The organism is Chloroflexota bacterium (assembly GCA_020161265.1).
Taxonomy (GTDB): domain Bacteria; phylum Chloroflexota; class Chloroflexia; order Chloroflexales; family Herpetosiphonaceae; genus Herpetosiphon.
This window is the reverse complement of sequence record JAIUOC010000008.1, coordinates 145,949-163,031: the sequence shown is the minus strand read 5'-3', so window position 1 is coordinate 163,031 and position 17,083 is coordinate 145,949. Positions and strand designations below refer to the sequence as shown.

The 17,083-nt window shown below is 51.5% G+C and carries 9 protein-coding genes; 1 reads left to right on the top strand and 8 read right to left on the bottom strand.

Translation table 11 applies throughout. From position 1 onward, the window contains the following. Positions 1–34: 34 nt before the first annotated feature. From LCH85_18415 to gltB, 8 genes are all read right to left on the bottom strand, one after another. Complete coding sequence (locus LCH85_18415) at positions 35–868, bottom strand: site-specific DNA-methyltransferase (protein MCA0353975.1); 834 nt, start codon at positions 866–868, stop codon at positions 35–37. Further along, a complete protein-coding gene (locus tag LCH85_18410) occupies positions 861–1,067 on the bottom strand; it encodes a helix-turn-helix transcriptional regulator (GenBank protein MCA0353974.1) in 207 nt (68 codons plus the stop codon). The genes LCH85_18415 and LCH85_18410 overlap by 8 nt, the downstream gene beginning before the upstream one ends. Further along, positions 1,067–1,603 carry a Uma2 family endonuclease gene (locus LCH85_18405; GenBank protein MCA0353973.1) on the bottom strand — a complete coding sequence of 179 codons (537 nt, stop codon included), beginning with the start codon at positions 1,601–1,603 and terminating at the stop codon, positions 1,067–1,069. Before LCH85_18405 ends, LCH85_18410 begins: the two co-directional genes overlap by 1 nt. Before the next feature lie 11 nt (positions 1,604–1,614). After that, on the bottom strand, positions 1,615–4,272 hold the full coding sequence (locus LCH85_18400) for a GAF domain-containing protein (GenBank protein MCA0353972.1): 2,658 nt from the start codon (positions 4,270–4,272) through the stop codon (positions 1,615–1,617). A 126-nt stretch (positions 4,273–4,398) separates the two neighbouring features. Then, entirely contained in the window at positions 4,399–5,613 is a 1,215-nt protein-coding gene (locus LCH85_18395; GenBank protein ID MCA0353971.1) for an AI-2E family transporter, read from the bottom strand. Between the two features lie 9 nt (positions 5,614–5,622). Beyond that, a complete protein-coding gene (locus tag LCH85_18390) occupies positions 5,623–7,551 on the bottom strand; it encodes a VanW family protein (GenBank protein ID MCA0353970.1) in 1,929 nt (642 codons plus the stop codon). A gap of 360 nt (positions 7,552–7,911) precedes the next feature. Beyond that, positions 7,912–9,657, bottom strand: coding sequence for a PAS domain-containing sensor histidine kinase (locus LCH85_18385; GenBank protein ID MCA0353969.1), 1,746 nt, complete (start codon positions 9,655–9,657; stop codon positions 7,912–7,914). Positions 9,658–9,874: 217 nt separating this feature from the next. Next, positions 9,875–14,332 carry a glutamate synthase large subunit gene (gltB, locus tag LCH85_18380; GenBank protein ID MCA0353968.1) on the bottom strand — a complete coding sequence of 1,486 codons (4,458 nt, stop codon included), beginning with the start codon at positions 14,330–14,332 and terminating at the stop codon, positions 9,875–9,877. 470 nt (positions 14,333–14,802) lie between these two features. Between gltB and LCH85_18375 the strand changes: the two genes are divergently transcribed. Then, complete coding sequence (locus tag LCH85_18375) at positions 14,803–17,040, top strand: bifunctional (p)ppGpp synthetase/guanosine-3',5'-bis(diphosphate) 3'-pyrophosphohydrolase (GenBank protein ID MCA0353967.1); 2,238 nt, start codon at positions 14,803–14,805, stop codon at positions 17,038–17,040. Positions 17,041–17,083 lie beyond the last annotated feature (43 nt).

Sequence of the window (17,083 nt, the reverse complement as noted above, 5' to 3'; positions counted from 1 at the left end):
TGAAACTTCGTGTCCTTCGTGGTTAAATCGTACCCTAGGGTAGTTCGTAAAATTCTGGCTCGGCGAAGGCCAAACGTTGGCGCATCACCTCAATTGCTTGGGGATTTTGGTCGATCAAGGTGAAGTTGCGGCCATTCCGTGCAGCAGCCTCACCAAACGAGCCACTGCCAGCAAAAAAATCGAGTAGTTGATCGTTGGGGTTGGAGTGCACCCGCACAATCCGGTTAAGAATTGCTAGTGGTTTTTGGGTCGGATAGCCAGTTTTTTCCTTGCCGTTAGGGCTAACAATCGTGTTCCACCAAACATCAGTCGGCGTTTTGCCTCGGGCAGCCTTTTCGGGGCCAACTAAGCCAGGAGCCATATAGGGAATGCGATCAATATCATCATAATTAAAGGTGTAGTTTTCGGGATCTTTGGCATACCACAGGATGGTATCGTGCTTGGTTGACCATTTTTTGCGCGACCGAGCGCCATAATCGTAGGCCCAAATAATTTCGTTGATAAACGAATCGCGGCCAAAAATTTGGTCGAGCAGCACCTTGCAATAATGGACTTCGCGATAATCAATATGAAAAAAGAAGCTGCCTTGGGGCTTCAGCAAACGGTAAGCTTCAAGCAAACGCGGCTCAATAAATGCCAGAAAATCATCAAAGCTATCGCCATACGCTCGCTCGCCAATTTTAACGCTGCTATAACGATGACCACCAAAGCCAACCCGATCGCCCTGCTCGGAGCGAATCGTGCGCAATTGGGTGCGGCTTTGAATTTTGCCAGTATTGAAGGGCGGGTCAATATAAATTAAATCATAGCTGGCCGCTGGCAGGGTTGCCAAAACAGCCAAATTATCGCCAAAATAAAGTTTATTCATGGTGTGATGTTAATGCTTCCTCAATCGCTAAGCGTTCGGCTTCACTCAATGAACGCTTGCCTTCCAACCAAGCCCGTAAAATTGTCAGATCGCAGCCGCTTGCTGCTGCTAATTGAGCTAATGTCCAGCCACGTTGGGCCAACCATAATAACACCTCGCGGCGCTGGTCATTCAAAGGTTGTGGTTTGCGCCGCCGCACTAGCTTAACAACTCCCGAATCGGCACAATAAACTGCGGCAAGATTCGCGCATGCTCCAAACAATCGTTGATGCCTAAAATTCGTCGCGGCTGGGTTGGTTCAATCTGATGCACACTGCCCAAACGCGGGTAAATAATCCACATTAATTGCAGATTGGCAGCCAAATAATCATTAATTTTTTCTTCAACATCAATCGCCCGCTCATTGGGCGAGATAACTTCGACCGCCAAACTTGGTGCACCTTGCCAATATCCATCGCCGCCTTGCTGTTGTCCTAGCTGATTTGAATTAATAAAAAATACATCGGCAGCACGCAAGGTATTGGGGCCAAGAATAAAGCCTAATTCTGTGCCAACCAACCCCGGTTGAGGCTGGGTTTGATTCCATAAGCTGAGGCTAACCAGCAATTTGGTAACAATCAGGCTATGTTGTAGTTGAACTGGGCTCACAGGCTGCACAACTCCCTGAACTAACTCAGCATGCTGAAAATCGGCTTGCAAAAAATGTTCGAGATCAATCAACTGTTGGGTTGGCATTGCAAGCTCCTTTACACTCCTTCAAGCCATGAAGCGGGAGTCCAGTCGGAATCGCCGCCGACCGGCAGTTGTACATTAAAGGTTGTGCCGCGACCTTCTTCGCTATCAAACCAGATTTTGCCACCATGTAACTCAACCAGCGATTTGGTGATGTTCAAGCCCAAGCCCGTACCACCAGCCTGCTCCTTGAGCGGGTTTTCCGAACGGAAGAAGCGGGTAAAAATATGTTTTTGATCATCAGCAGCGATGCCCACGCCACTATCTTTGACCGCTAGGGTGACTGAATCGCCGCCATTACTGACCACAACATCAATTCTGCCGCCGTCGCGGGTATATTTGTAGGCATTCGAGATCAAATTGGTGACGATTTGGCGCATGCGTTCGGGGTCGGCAATCACTGGCGGCAAATCGTCGGGCACATCGAGCGCCAAGGAAATTTGCTTGCCACTCCATTGCTGATGAATCGCCATAACCGTCGATTGAATGACTTCATCGAGATTAATTGGCTTGCGTTGTAAGCGAACTTTGCCCGATTCGATGCGCGAAACATCGAGCAAATCATTGAGAATTGCATTCAAGCGTTCGATGTTGTTCTTGACCACGCTCAAAAATTGGCGTTGTTGCTCGGTCAAGGGGCCAAGCGTGTTTAACATCAGCAAATCAATGTAGCCGCTAATCGAGGTTAATGGGGTGCGCAATTCGTGCGAGGCCGTCGCCACAAACTCTGTTTTCATGCGATCGGCCAATTCTGCCGCTGTAATATCGTGATAGACCACCACACTGCCTAGCCATTCGCTTTGCGAAGTAAAGACTGGTGTACTTGAAGCGCGAATCATGCGCCCGCTTAGCTCAAATTGCTGATAGGTTTGCTTTTCGGTCAGGCGTGGCTCACTCTCCGGCGCACCAGGCAGACTCATCAAGGGCTTGCCCAACCATTCAGCAGCCTCGATATTCAGCAATTGCTCGGCAGCCGGATTAATCAAGCGAATGCGGCCAACCCGATCTCCCACCACCACGCCATCGCCAATCGAACGCACAATTGCCAAACTACGGCTAACTTCTTCTTCACGTTGCTCAAGGGCTTGGCTCAAACGGCGAGCTTGCTCGGTCGTGGCGCGATAGAGCTGCACATTGCTCAGCATCGTCATCACTTGATCGCCAATGACCTGCACAAATTGAATATGCTCTTGGGTAAAGTGATTGATGCGGCTGTTGATCAGCACAATCACCCCAGCGACTCGCCCATCTTGCTCCATCGGCACGGCCAGCGCTGAACGACCTTTTTTGTCGTAATCGGTGCGCACCATCCAACGGCTATCTTCGGCAGTATTGGGAATAATTACAGGCGCACGATGTTCAACGACCCAGCCTGCCAAGCCTTGACCACGCTCCAAGGAAATCGCCTCGGTGCGCGTGATATTGCGATCAAGGTTGGTACTGAAAGCCAAACGCCCATTTTTATGATCGATCAGCATAATCCCGCCGCGCTCGGCTTGGGTGGCTTGGGCAATCAACAACAGGGCTTGATCAAGCAATGGTTGTGGTTCGAGTGTGCCGCTGAGTGCCCGCACAATCTGATACATGCTTTCGGCGCGAGTGCGTGCCCGCATTGCATCTTCGGCGGTGCGACCCATTTCGGCGGTCGTGGCTTCGATTCGTTGGGCAAGCGTGTTTTGGAGCGCCGCGTTTTCAAGCACAGCGGCGGCTTGCGAAGCCAATAATTCGAGCAATGGCGCAGTTTCAGTCAAGCGTTTGCGGGCTTTGGGGTCATCATCGCCAACCGTCAGCAAACCACAAATCTCGCCAGTCGCAGTGCGGACTGGCACCAGCATATAGTGTTCGCCCGCAATATCACGGAAGGGCAGCGAATCGGCGAGATAGGCATTATCGCCAATGCGCCGATCATCGCGCAGCAGCACCGTAATTTCATCCCAAGGAATTGAGAGCATTTCGGTTGCTCCAAGCGTGCGGCCACTGCCACCAATCGCCACGGCCATACGCAGCACTCGCGCCCGCCAATCGACGGTCGAGGCGCTGGCAAAAATAAACGGGCCACAAGCTTTGGCAGCGCTGGCTAATTCTTCGAGAGTTTCTTCAGGGCTAAGCGAGCCACGCAAGCGCTCAGCAGCCCGAGTTGCCCGACGAATCGGCGCTTCGGGCAGCATGGCGGGATAATCAAAACGTGGTCGAGCCGCCAACCACACCGCAATTGCCACCAGCACAAAGCCCAAACTCCGTAAACCAACTTCAATCGCCACAGTTTCGACCGCGACAGCTGGAACCAAGACATTGCTGACCGCCCAGGCAATCACCATCAAGGCAATGGCACTGAAAGCCCAACGCGGCGGCAACATTTGTGGAATCGCAATCGCCGGAATCAAGAGCACCGACCAGAGCGCCGTATTATAGCCCTCGCTGAGAATCGCCACGCTCAAGGGCAAGGCCAAAATTCCCAGCGTGCGCAACTCGCGCCAATCGCCCTCAGGATTAAACAACCATGGCAAGGCCAGCGCCGCTACCCCCAAAATACTCGCAATCACCGTCAGGCGATCAGTCGGAATCGTGGTGGTAAAGGTGTAGCCGAAGAGCATGAGCGCAAAGCAAGCTAAGGCCCAAGCAAGAGGACGAATACGAGTTAGCCAAATGCGAAAAGACGAGTTGCGGCCCATGGATCGGTCTCCCCAAGTCCAAGATGGCGCTATTATACTACGATGAGTGGTGTTATGCAGTGGCCTTCGGCGATCAGTTTAAGCAACTGCCCCTTGGCGTTTGTACAAACCAAGGGGCAGCAACAATTAAGCTTTATTTTGCAACGCCAACATTGGTGGCATCGGCGTTTCAGGTTCTTCTTTATGTTCCCACGGCAACTCGCCAGCTCGCAAATAGCGAGGATCGTTGGGTTGGCGCAGCCGACCAGTGATATATTGGTAGCTATCGCGGGCCACCGCTGCCATTGGGGCGAAAATAATCACCCCAAGCAAGCCCGAAACCGTGCCAGCAATCACCAACAGCAGCATCAATACGGCTTCATGAATTTCCACAATTGCCCCGATAATCCGTGGCACAAGGAAATTATTTTCAATTTGCTGAATCACGATGTATAAACCAGCAATCACCAAGCCCATTGGCAACGAGGTGGTTAAGCCAACAATTACCGCCGGAATCGCCCCAATAATCGGCCCAATCACCGGAATTAATTCGGTGAAGCCAGCAACCAAGGCTAGCAGCAATTTGTAGGGGATCTCGCCAGGCATCACCAAATCAACAATCCACAAACCAATGTACGACATAATTGCGATAATCAAACCAAGCGTTAATTGGCCGCGAATATAAGCCGAAAACACCCGATCAAAAATCGAAAGCACGGTTAATACATCAGTTCGCACCGCTTTGGGAATCATGCGAATCACGGCTGCCTTGCCTTTACGTTCATCAAGCAGCACATAAAACAGCCAAAATGGAATAATCAAAAAGCCTGCGAGGAAGATAATTGTTTGAAAAATTACCCCTAAGCCATTTAAAATGCCATTTACGCCTGTTTCGACATAATTAGTAGCATTTTCTTTGATTGTAGTGATGCCTTTACTCACTTGCTTATCAATATCTTCTTGAATCTCGGCGGGCACTTCGCTCCGATACCAGGTTAGGCCTTCGTTAATTTTGGGTTCGAGGGTATTTTCATAAAAGCCCGGCAATGATTTACCAAACCCATACACTTGGTCGATTGCAGGCGGCACAATATACAGAACCGAGCCAGTCATAATCCCCAAACCAACCAAATAGACTACTAAAATCGCTGCCCAGCGCGGAATCCAGCGCTCTAACTTGTTAACCAGAGGCAAGAGCAAATAGGCAAACGCCAAGCCAACCACAAACGGCAAAAGTTGATTTCCCGTGCGCCAAAGCAACCACGCCACCAGCCAAATCGCAAATGCGGTGATTGTCCAACGGGCTAAATCGCGCCAAGATGGGATTGTTTTGATGATTGGTTCTGGTGCTTTTGGCTCCACAAAGCCTCCCTACTGCGTATAATAGCTATCCCAACGATCGCTGCGGCTTGTGCCATCGCGCTCGGTAATAGTACGAAAAATTTGGAAGAAATTCCAGCCATTGCCGCTTGCTTCCATCGTTACCGTGCGGCCTGTGTCGCTGCCATACAAGGTAAAAGTTTGGTTTTTCTTAACTAGATCGGTTTCGACATCAATCAAAATATAGCCATTGGTATCGTTACGAAATTTGAGATCTGGCCCGCCCAAGGCGATCGTCGCATCCATACCTGCGGGCGCATCAACTTCGTACCAAGCCAACCGCCAGCTATGGTTGTGGCGCTCCTCAATTGGTAAGCCCGCCCAAAATGCCGCGCGAAATAGCGTCGTTGAAACTTGGCAAATCCCGCCGCCAATGCTTGGCACAGCCACACCATTTTCAATCATCTCGCCAATTTGGTAGCCTTTTTCCAGCGAAATATCGCCGACCGTGCCACCAAACGATACTACTTCACCAGGAGCAATCAATAGACCATCAAATTCCTTGCCGCCAACTTCAACATTGCGATCACGATTGTAATCGGGGTAGGAGCTAAAATCCGATGCGCCAACCCCAATCACTTGATAAATCCCCAAGGCTTCAAGCTCACCAGCAGGTGGCGCAGTTTCATGCAACGAGAAATCCAAGGCTGCATTATTGGCATTGTTGAGGGCTTGACCAATTTGAGTTTGCAGTTGCGCCTGATCAAGCGTGTAGCCAATTTGGCCAAATTGCCATTCAGTTGCCCGATTGCCGTTGCGTACTAGCCGTGAGGCTTGGGCTGGCTGATCATAGTTTTGAGCCAATTCCTGCACAATTGCCTTGATTGCTGCATCATTATTGCCAAAATGTTGGCCTGCTTGGGGCAATGTATGCAAATCCAGCAAGCTCGTGCGATCAAAACGATGCTCGTTGCCCTTGATTGTGATGATCAATGGGGCGGCAGTTTGTTGATTGAGGGTTGGCAACATCGCGTTAAGTTCAGTGGCTTTTTGCTGGGGTTGCAACGCTTGCTGCACAACCACAACCTCATAATCACGCGGTGCAGCGGCCCAATCAATCTGATCCCAGGCTGCTTGGAAAGCGGCTTTAGTTTGATCACGATCAAGTTTGAGGCCAATCACATCGTTGCTGACCGCCCAAGCACCATCGGCATTGTACTGAAATTGCGCATCGACGGCAGGCCGATCGCTAGCTTCAGCCAAGGTTTGGATGGCCTGATCAAGTGAAGCTTGATTGAGCAATAAACCATCGGCCTTGATTGTCCCGACAATTCCCAAACTTTGATTGCTCAAACGCTGCGACCACGAATCTTCGCGGCCAATTTGCAACGCCCGTTCAGCAATCACACGTGGATCAAAGCTCGTCAAGGCATTAAATGGCACAATCGCGGTTTGATCGCCCAATTGCACTTTAAAATGGTGGTTGTTCCAGGCTTGCAAGGTTGGCAAAATCGCTTGGGCGGCTTCGTTGCTGGTCAAGCCACTCAGCGATTGACCAAAAGCCTGAATGCCAGGATAAACCCGATTAGCGTAGGCCGCTTGAAAACCACCAAACCCAAGCAAGGCAGCGAGGGCAGCGGCGCTCGACCAACGGGCAACTTTGCGCCAATAGCCTCGGCGTTGCGGTTTGGCTTTGCTGCGAACTGGCGCTGCAGGTTGCGCGACGACGCTCGGCAAGCGCGGAATGGTGGCACTCGGCAATGATCGTTGTGCCCAACGCAAACAATAGGCTTGACGTTGCCCGCTATGCAGTGCGCCCAACCAACGCCAAGCCTCGCCCAACATTGGGTCAAGCTTAACTGCGCGAGTCAATAAAGCAGCACTATCACGATACCGCCCATATTTGATTGCCAACAAACCAGCCCTAGCCCAAGCCAGCGCTTGAGGGTTCGGCGCAACTGCGGCCATACTACTCATCATAACTGCCCCCATTATGTTTAGATGCTCTTATCATAGGGCGTGGCAGATTCTAGCGTCAATCAAACCTTGCTCGTTAGCTGCTGATAAATTACTGATACGGCATATTTCAACCCATGCAGCCACCAAAGGTACTATTGAACCGCTGTTGCTCGTTGAATAAACGGATTGTGGTATGGGCATACCGAAAGCACAAACCTGAACCACATGGTTTAACCCAAACGGCTCTTAGGCTATTGTTGCTTAATCGACACCATAGAGGATGCTATGCTCACAGACGACAGTATCATCCGCTTGGTTTGGATTGTCAAGGAGCGGTTTACTACTGTCAAAAAATTCGCTAGCTTTTGGGCGTGTTGATGGTTACACGTTGGCATGTGACATTTGAGGTGAAGGCAAATTGGGTTTGGTGGGATGTTCGGGCATATGCAAGGTAAACGTTGAGCCAATCCCTAGGCGGCTATCAAGCTCGATCGTGCCGCCCAAAGCACGAGCCAGCCGCATGCTCACTGCCAAGCCCAAGCCAGTGCCTTCATATTGGCGGGTGGCCGAGGAATCGGCTTGGACAAATGGCTCAAAAATACGTTCAAATTGCTCATGGGCGATGCCAATGCCTGTATCGCGAATTGCAATTTCGAGCCAGCCGCCAGCAGCGTGTTGCAAGCGTTGCACCGAGATGCTAATTAAGCCTGCGTGGGTAAATTTAATTGCATTATCGAGCAGATGGTAAATAATCATGCGCAATTTATGATCATCGCTGATAATCGAACCCCAGTTTTGGCTGCCCAACAATTGCACAGTATTTTTGTTATCTTGGGCTTTGGCTTGCAATTGGTCGCTGATGCTGCCAATCGCGAGCGCCAAATCGATCGTTTCATACTCCAAACGCACAACTTCAGCATCGAGATCGGTAATCGTCAGAACGCCATCGATCAGGCTCAGCAAGCGGTCGCTAGCGCTACGGATGCGGGTCATATCCATGGCCAACTCAGGCATGCTGCGATCGATCAAATCTTCGTAGATCATCTCGCTATAGCCAACGATCGCGTTGAGTGGCGTGCGTAATTCGTGGCTGACAGTTGAGAGGAAGGTGCTTTTGGCGCGGTTGGCGGCCTCAGCATCATCTTTGGCCGTCAGCAATAAATTTTCAAAATGGCGCTGCTCAGTAATATCGCGCACCGCCGCGACCCGTACCACCCGATTGCTATAGGGCAAATTGGTGCCCAACACCAAGGCGATAAACGTGCTGCCATCTTTGCGTAGCGCGGTAACTTCATAGGGCGCACCATCTTTATATTTTTGCATTGCCCGTTGCAGCGACTGTGGCTCGACAAATTCACGTAACGAGTGGCCGAGAATTTCATCCCGATGATAGCCAAACATCTCGCCAAAGCGTTCGTTGGCATCCATCACCACGCCTTCATCCTGCAAGACCACCCCTTCGGATGTTGCTTCGGCCAAGGCTCGAAAACGCTCCTCGCTCATTTTAATTTGAATTAAGGCCTCTTGTAGCTCTTGTTTGTAGGTGCTTTCTTGCAAGCGCAATTTGATCAAGCCCTTGACCGTGCGCAAACGAATCCCTTGAATTGTGGCCGCCGCAATCGTGGCACTGACCACCATAAAAATAAAATGCATGGTCAGTGGCGAAGTTGGCAACGAAATGATCGCCGCAATCCACGCCAGCAAAATCGCCCCACTCGCTACGATGAACCAATTCCAAGAAAGCAGCAAACAGCCAGTGCCAATTAAAATAAAGGCAATATTTGTGCTTTGGTGAGTTTCGCCGCTAAGCCAAATATGCAAAATGCTATTGAAGCCGCCAACCACGATAAAGAGCGTGGCGAGCGGATGGGTCAGTTCGGGGGATGGTTGCCAGCTTTGCAAGCGCCACCACCAAAATCCAAAAAAAATGACACTACTGAGCGCTACGATGACCATTGGTAGTTTAATCGGGGCAGGCAAAACCAATGCATGGGCAATACTAAATAACAAATATAAAAAACCCAATCCTGTTACGGTTGGGCGAAGACCAAACGCCACCTCAGCATTGAGGGCTGTCTGAAGATTGGTTGATGCGGCTGAATCTGACGCTGCGGGTTGGTCGCTCATAGCTATTCTCTAAAATTGCTGAATGGGTGTTTAATCTGAATTGCCCATTAACAAGCAGCCTAAAGCTTGAACCTTACGAGCATCCTTACGCTTCACGGTATTCTTTATTAAATTTTTACTTCTTGGCTTAATCTACTACGCTAGAGCTTAATACGTTAAACAAGTAGCAGCGATCATCCTTGATCGCTGCTACTTGCTGTGTGTGGAGTGACTAGCGTTAAGCGGCGACTTTAGCCAGTTCTGGTTGGTTATTTTGAGCAGCCGCAGCATGGGCCGCCTTGGAAATAATGTGCCAGAAGGCTCCTTGTTGATCTTCCCAGTTGGCGAGAATATCGTTGGCCTGGACACTTCCCGTTAGTGCCGCGTGGCGTTCGATCAGTTCGCGCAAGTGGTCGGCAACCAGTGGTGATTCAACCCGTTCGGCGATCACCATATCGTCGTTGAGGCGGCCAAGGAAGGTTTCGTTGGGGTCGTAGACAAAGGCTTGACCACCACTCATACCTGCACCAAAGTTGTTGCCAGTGCTACCAAGCACCACAACCGTGCCACCTGTCATATATTCGCAACCATGCTCGCCGATGCCTTCAATGACAGCAACCGCGCCGCTATTGCGCACAGCAAAGCGTTCGCCAGCGCGGCCAGCAGCATACAAGCTACCACTGGTTGCGCCGTACAAGGCGGTGTTGCCAATAATCGTGGCTTCGTGGGCAAGGAACTGGGCGGTTGGCCGTGGTCTGACGACAATTTCGCCACCAGCCAAGCCTTTGCCAACATAATCGTTAGCATCGCCAACCAAGTTGAGTTGCATGCCGCGCGTCGCGAAGGCAGCAAAACTTTGGCCAGCACTGCCAGCAAAATTCATGCTGACGTGACCAGTATTTTTGAGCAGCGCCAATTCGCCTGCCAAGGTGATGCCAGTTGAGCGATCTTCGTTAGTGATTTCGGCGTTGATAATCACTTCTTGAGCAGCTTTGGCACTTGGTAAGGCGCTATCGACCAAAAATTGATTGAGCCGATCGATACCAACCAATTGCGGCATACCATTGAAGCGCCGTGGGCCAGCATTGGCCAAGCCCAACAATGGGCTAAGATCGAGCGCATCGTGGTCGGGGTTGTTGGTTTGGCGTTGGCGCAATAATTCGACGCGGCCAATAATTTCGTTCAAACTGCGAGCGCCAAGTTGGGCCAGCAATTCACGTACTTCTTGGGCGATAAACTGCATAAAGGCCATCACATGCTCAGGTTTGCCAGGGAATTTGGCGCGTAAATCGGCGCGTTGAGTAGCAATCCCAACTGGGCAGGTGTTATTGTGGCAGGCACGAGCCATCACACAGCCTTCGGCAATCAGCGCTGAGGTGCCAAAGGAATATTCATCTGCGCCAAGTAAAGCGGCCATTACTACGTCGCGGCCAGTGCGCAAGCCACCGTCGGCCCGCACGCGCACCCGATCGCGCAGTTGGTTGATCATCAGAGTTTGTTGAGTTTCAGCCAAGCCAATTTCCCACGGAATGCCGACGTTTTTGATTGATGACAAGGGTGAAGCGCCAGTACCGCCCGAATTACCACTAATCAACACCACATCAGCGCCACCTTTGACCACACCTGCGGCAATCGTGCCAACCCCCATTTCCGAGACAAGCTTGACCGAAACCGCAGCGGTGGGGTTGATCGTGCGCATGTCGTAAATCAACTGAGCTAAATCCTCAATTGAATAAATATCGTGGTGGGGTGGTGGCGAAATCAAGGTTACGCCTGGCGTGGTGTGGCGGGTGCGGGCAATGTCTTCGGTAACTTTATTACCTGGAATTTGGCCGCCTTCACCTGGCTTGGAGCCTTGGGCCATTTTGATTTGCAATTCGCGGGCATTCATCAGGTAGCTGGGCGTAACCCCGAAGCGGCCTGAGGCAATTTGCTTAATTGCGCTGACTTTTTCAGTGCCAAAGCGCTCTGGGTCTTCGCCACCTTCACCGCTATTGCTCATGCCGCCGAGCCGATTCATGGCGATTGCCAAGGTTTCGTGAGCTTCGGCGCTCAACGAGCCATAGGAAATTGCCGCTGTCGAGAAGCGTTTGACAATCGTTTCAATTGACTCAACCTCGTCGATTGCAATTGGCTCAGTTGCGACAAAATCCAGCAAATCGCGTGGGTCGGATGGTTGGCGTTGGTTCAGCAAATCGCTATATTCGCGATAGGTTGCATAGCCCGCTTCGAAATCTGCGCCATTATCGACTGCTGCCCGCACTGCTTTTTGCAAAGCGTGCACCACTGCTGGTTGGAAGGCGTGATATTCGCCATCTTTGCGGAATTTGTACAAGCCTGGGTGGCTGAGGGCTGGCTTTTCCAAACCAAACGCTTGGCCATGGCGTTGGTAGCTTTCGCGACTCAAACGTTGCCAATCGGCTCCGCCAAAGCGTGATGGCGTACCAGTCAGACAACGGGCAATCACGGCATCGCTTAAGCCAATCGCCTCGAAGATTTGTGCTCCACAGTAGCTATCGACGGTCGAAATCCCCATCTTCGACATCACTTTGAGTAAGCCTTTTTCCAACGAATGCACGTAGTTATCTTCGGCTTGGTCGGCAGTGATTGGGGTGCGTGAGCGTTCTTTGGCAATTTCGCGAATCGTGGCGATGGCAACGTAGGGGTTGACGGCTTCAGCGCCGTAGCCAACCAAAACAGCTACATGATGGACTTCGTGAGCTTCGCCCGTTTCGACAATCAACGAGCAAGTTGAACGGCGACCAGTGCGAATTAGATGATGGTGAACTGCGCCGAGCGCCAAGACAGTTGGGATGGCAATTCGTTGAGGCGCAACGTCGCGATCACTCAACACAAGAATGGTTGCCCCAGTATCCAAGGCGCGATCGGCGCTGCTACACAAGTCATCAAGCGCATGCTCGATCCATTGAACATCGTCGGTGACAGGGAAAGTGGTATCCAAGGTGGCGGTGCCAAAACTGCGATCAGTACAAGCTCGCAACGCTGCTAGCTCGATATTGCGCAAAATTGGGCTGGCCAAGGCAATTTGGTGCGCTTGATCAGGGCGTTCAAGCAAAATATTGTGGCGTGGCCCTAAGCGAATCGACAACGACATGACCAATTGTTCGCGCAAGGGATCAATTGGTGGGTTGGTAACTTCAGCAAAGCGTTGCTTGAGGTAGCCATACACTGGGCGAGCCAAGTTCGAGAATACCGCCATTGGGGTGTCATCGCCCATCGAGCCAATTGGTTCAGCGCCTTCGCGACCCATTGGCTTGAGCACCATCGCCAAGTTTTCGTCGGTATAGCCAAACGCTGCTTGCAAGCGCAATAAATCGTCGGGGTTGAGTTCGACGGCGGCTTCGTTGTAGGCATCAACCAACTCGGCCAAATCGACGCTCTTGTTTTGCAGCCATTGGCCGTAGGGTTGGCGGGCAGCAAACATGGCTTTGACAGCGGTATTATCCAACAATTGGCCTTTGATGAGATCAACAGCGATCATCTGGCCTGGGCCAAGCCGGCCCTTGCGAATAATGCGATCTTCATCGACTGGAGTTGCGCCGACCTCGCTGCCCACAACCACTAAACCATCATCGGTGACGATATAGCGGGCAGGGCGCAAGCCATTGCGATCCAAGGCTGAGCCAACAATTTTGCCATCGCAGAAGGTCATGGCGGCGGGGCCGTCCCATGCTTCCATCAAATTAGCGTGCCACTGGTAGAAATCGCGCACATCTTGGGGCAAATCAGCGATATGTTCCCACGCTTCGGGCATCATCATTAATAAGGAATGGCGCACATCGCGGCCAGCACGTACCAACAATTCCAGCACATTATCGAATTGGGCTGAATCGCTGCCCCGTTCGTCAACGATTGGCGCAAGTTCGCGCACATTGCCGAGCAGTGGGCTGGAGAGATGGGCTTCGCGTGCTCGCATCCAGTTCACATTGCCAGCCAAGGTGTTGATTTCGCCGTTGTGGCTGACCACGCGGAAGGGTTGGGCGCGGCTCCAAGTTGGCATCGTGTTGGTGGAATAACGTTGGTGGTAAACCGCAGCGCTGGCAATATAATCGCTATCGGCCAAATCGGGGTAGAACAGCGAGAGCCGACTTGGCAGCATCAAGCCTTTATAAACAATCGTGCGACAAGAGAGTGAAGGAATGTAGAGGTCGATGTTCTCGGCGAGGGCGGTACGTTCGGCGCGGCGGCGGGCGCGGTAGAGTTCGCGTTCAAAGCTATCGTCGTCCATCGTGGCGGGGCGATCAACCCAAACTTGCTCAATCTGTGGGCAAATATCACGGGCAATCGGGCCAAGTTGCTCACGATCAAGCGGTACTTCACGCCAACCAAGCGGTCGTAAGCCTCGCCAGACGAGGGCATCGTCGATCAATTCGCGGGCACGTTCGGTATTGTTAGTTGGCAAAAAGATCATGCCAACTGCGATGCGTTGCGGGTTAGCCAAAATGCGGCGAGCAGCTAATTCACGAGCCATAAATGCGCGTGGAATGGTGGTTAAGAGGCCAGCGCCATCACCTGTCAGACCGTCGGCGGCAATCCCACCGCGATGGGTCAGACTACCAAGCGCCGCGAGAGCCAAGCTCACTGTTGCATGGGTTGGTTTTCCATCAATTCGAGCGACAAAGCCAATGCCACATGCATCGTGTTCAAAGCGTGGGTCATACAACAGGCGGTTCATGCGAGGTCTCCTTTCGCGCAGGGAGTTGGCAAATACGCGACGGCGTTAGCAACGCTGCCCTATACCATGGCGCATTTTCAGGTAGCACAAAGAAACGTTGGGTAAACCACCAGCGTCATCGCTGCGGGAGAGCCTTCATTGGTGCATTCTGCATCATCGCAGGAGGGGAAACCTAGTTCGTCTGGTTGACGAGTTGAGTTTGTTTAGTTGGGCAAAAGTTGGCGAACGTGTATGTGTTAGACCAAGAGGTGTGTTAAATCAGAGTTAAAGCTATTCTATGTTAATTTGTGCAATGTGTCAATTGGCGTTTGGGTAATCTGCATAACACAGCGCGTCATTGTGGCATACGATTTGCTTGACATGTGTATAGCGGCGTGTTAATCTGTTCGCTACAATCAGCAGAAAATGGATCGCGACACAACAGCGCAATGACGCTAGAAACGAGGGTCATTATGGACCTCGCACCCCATATGCCTAGTTCTTATAATGATGATGCTACCCATAGCGAGAGCCCAAAACACACCGTGCCAACTCCCGCTAGTCCACCGCCAGTTCATGAAAGCGAAGCGCTGATCAGCCGCATGCGTACCTACTGGCCGCTTGATGAATTTCAATTAATCGAGCGAGCCTGGGATGTAGCCAAGGTCGCCCATGCTCCCCAAATTCGTAAATCGGGGGAGCCTTATTTTCTGCATCCGGTGCAAGTGGCCCATATTTTGGTCGATATGAAGCTCGACCCCGAATCGGTCGCCGCCGCACTGTTGCACGATGTAGTTGAAGATACGCCGATTACTTTGGAGCAAATTCGCGCCGATTTTGGCCGCGAAGTCGCCCATATCGTCGATGGCGTGACCAAACTGAGCAAGCTGGAAGCCAAAAGCATCGAAGAAGCCCAAGCGATCACCTATCGCAAGATGTTTATTGCGATGGCCGATGACCCGCGCGTGGTGCTGATCAAGCTGGCCGACCGCTTGCACAATATGCGCACGCTTGGCGCAATGCGCCCCGATAAACAACAACGCATCGCCCGCGAAACCCTCGAAGTTTATGCACCACTCGCCCATCGCCTTGGGATTTGGCAGTTCAAGTGGGAGCTAGAAGACCTTTCGTTTCGCTATATCAACCCCGACAAGTATAGCGAAATTGGCCGTCAGCTCAACTTGCGCCGCGAAACCCGTGAGCGGATCGTGCAACGGGTCATTGCCCGCCTCAAGCAGATTCTCGACCGCGATAATATTAAAGCTGAAGTAACAGGCCGCCCGAAACACATCTATTCAATTGCCCGCAAAATGGAGCGCAAGAGCGTAAGCCTTGATCAAATTTATGATCAATTGGCAGTGCGGGTTATGGTCAATAGCGTTGATGAATGTTATCGTGTGTTGGGTTTAGTGCACTCAACTTGGATTCCAATTATGAGCGAATTCGACGATTATATTGCTGTTCCCAAGGAGAGCATGTATCGTTCGCTGCATACAACTGTGGTGATTCCAGGTGAGCAGCCATGTGAAGTGCAAATTCGCACCTACGAGATGCACGAAGTTTCTGAATATGGGATTGCCGCCCATTGGCGCTATAAAGAAGGCTTTGGCAACAAACACGATCAATCGTTTGAAACCAAATTAGCTTGGCTGCGCTCAGCAATCAACGGCCAGCGCGACCTTGATCCGACCGAGTTTTTCGAGACGGTCAAGGAAGATGTGCTGCGCGATCAGGTATTTGTGCTCACTCCCAAGGGCAAAATCATCGATCTGCCCAAAGGCTCGACCCCGATCGATTTTGCCTATCGGATTCACTCCGAGGTTGGCAATCGCTGTATTGGGGCGCGGGTCAACAACAAACCAGTGCCGCTGTATTATCAACTGCAACATGGCGAAATTGTTGATGTTGTGACCAGCAAAGTGCCGCGCGGCCCCTCGCGCGACTGGCTGGAATATGTTAAATCGAATGGTGCACGCACCCATATCAAGCGCTGGTTCCGTCGCCAAGAAAACGATGTCAATATTTCGGCGGGCCGCGAATTAATTGATAAAGAACTCAAACGTTTGGGTGTACGCCCAACCATGGAAGAGTTGATTCGCGCCAATGCCATGAAAAATAGCGAGGATTTTCTGGCAGCGATTGGCAATGGCGATCTTTCGCCACGCCAAGCAATTCAGCGTGTCATCAGCGATAAAGGTGCTGAGGAAGAGCCATTGGCGGCAATTCCCACAATCGCACCGCCTTCCAAGCCAGTCAAACCAGGCACAATTATCGTGCGCGGCGAAACCGATGTTTATACTCGCATCGCCCACTGCTGCAATCCGGTTTATCCTGAGGCCGTGATTGGCTATACCACTCGTGGCCATGGCATCACTGTTCACCGCATGGATTGCCATAACGTTTTACATGAACGCAACCGCGAACGTTTGATCGATGTTGATTGGGGTGGGACAACCGAAAAACAATCCTATCCTGTACCAATTCGCATCGAAGCATGGGATCGGGTCGGGCTTTGGCGTGATGTGACCAATGCAATCGCTGATGGCAATATCAACATTCAAGCCGTACAGCAATTGGATAATAAACATCATGGCCGCGCCACCTTGCTTGCCACCATCCGCATTGAGAGCATCGATCAACTTAGTCGCATTTTGGATAAACTCAATCGCGTCAAGGATGTCATCGAGGCTCGCCGCGAAAATACGGTCGCTGGCACAATGATTGGCTAGCCGAAGAGCATAGAGCATAGAACATAGAGCATAGATTATGCTT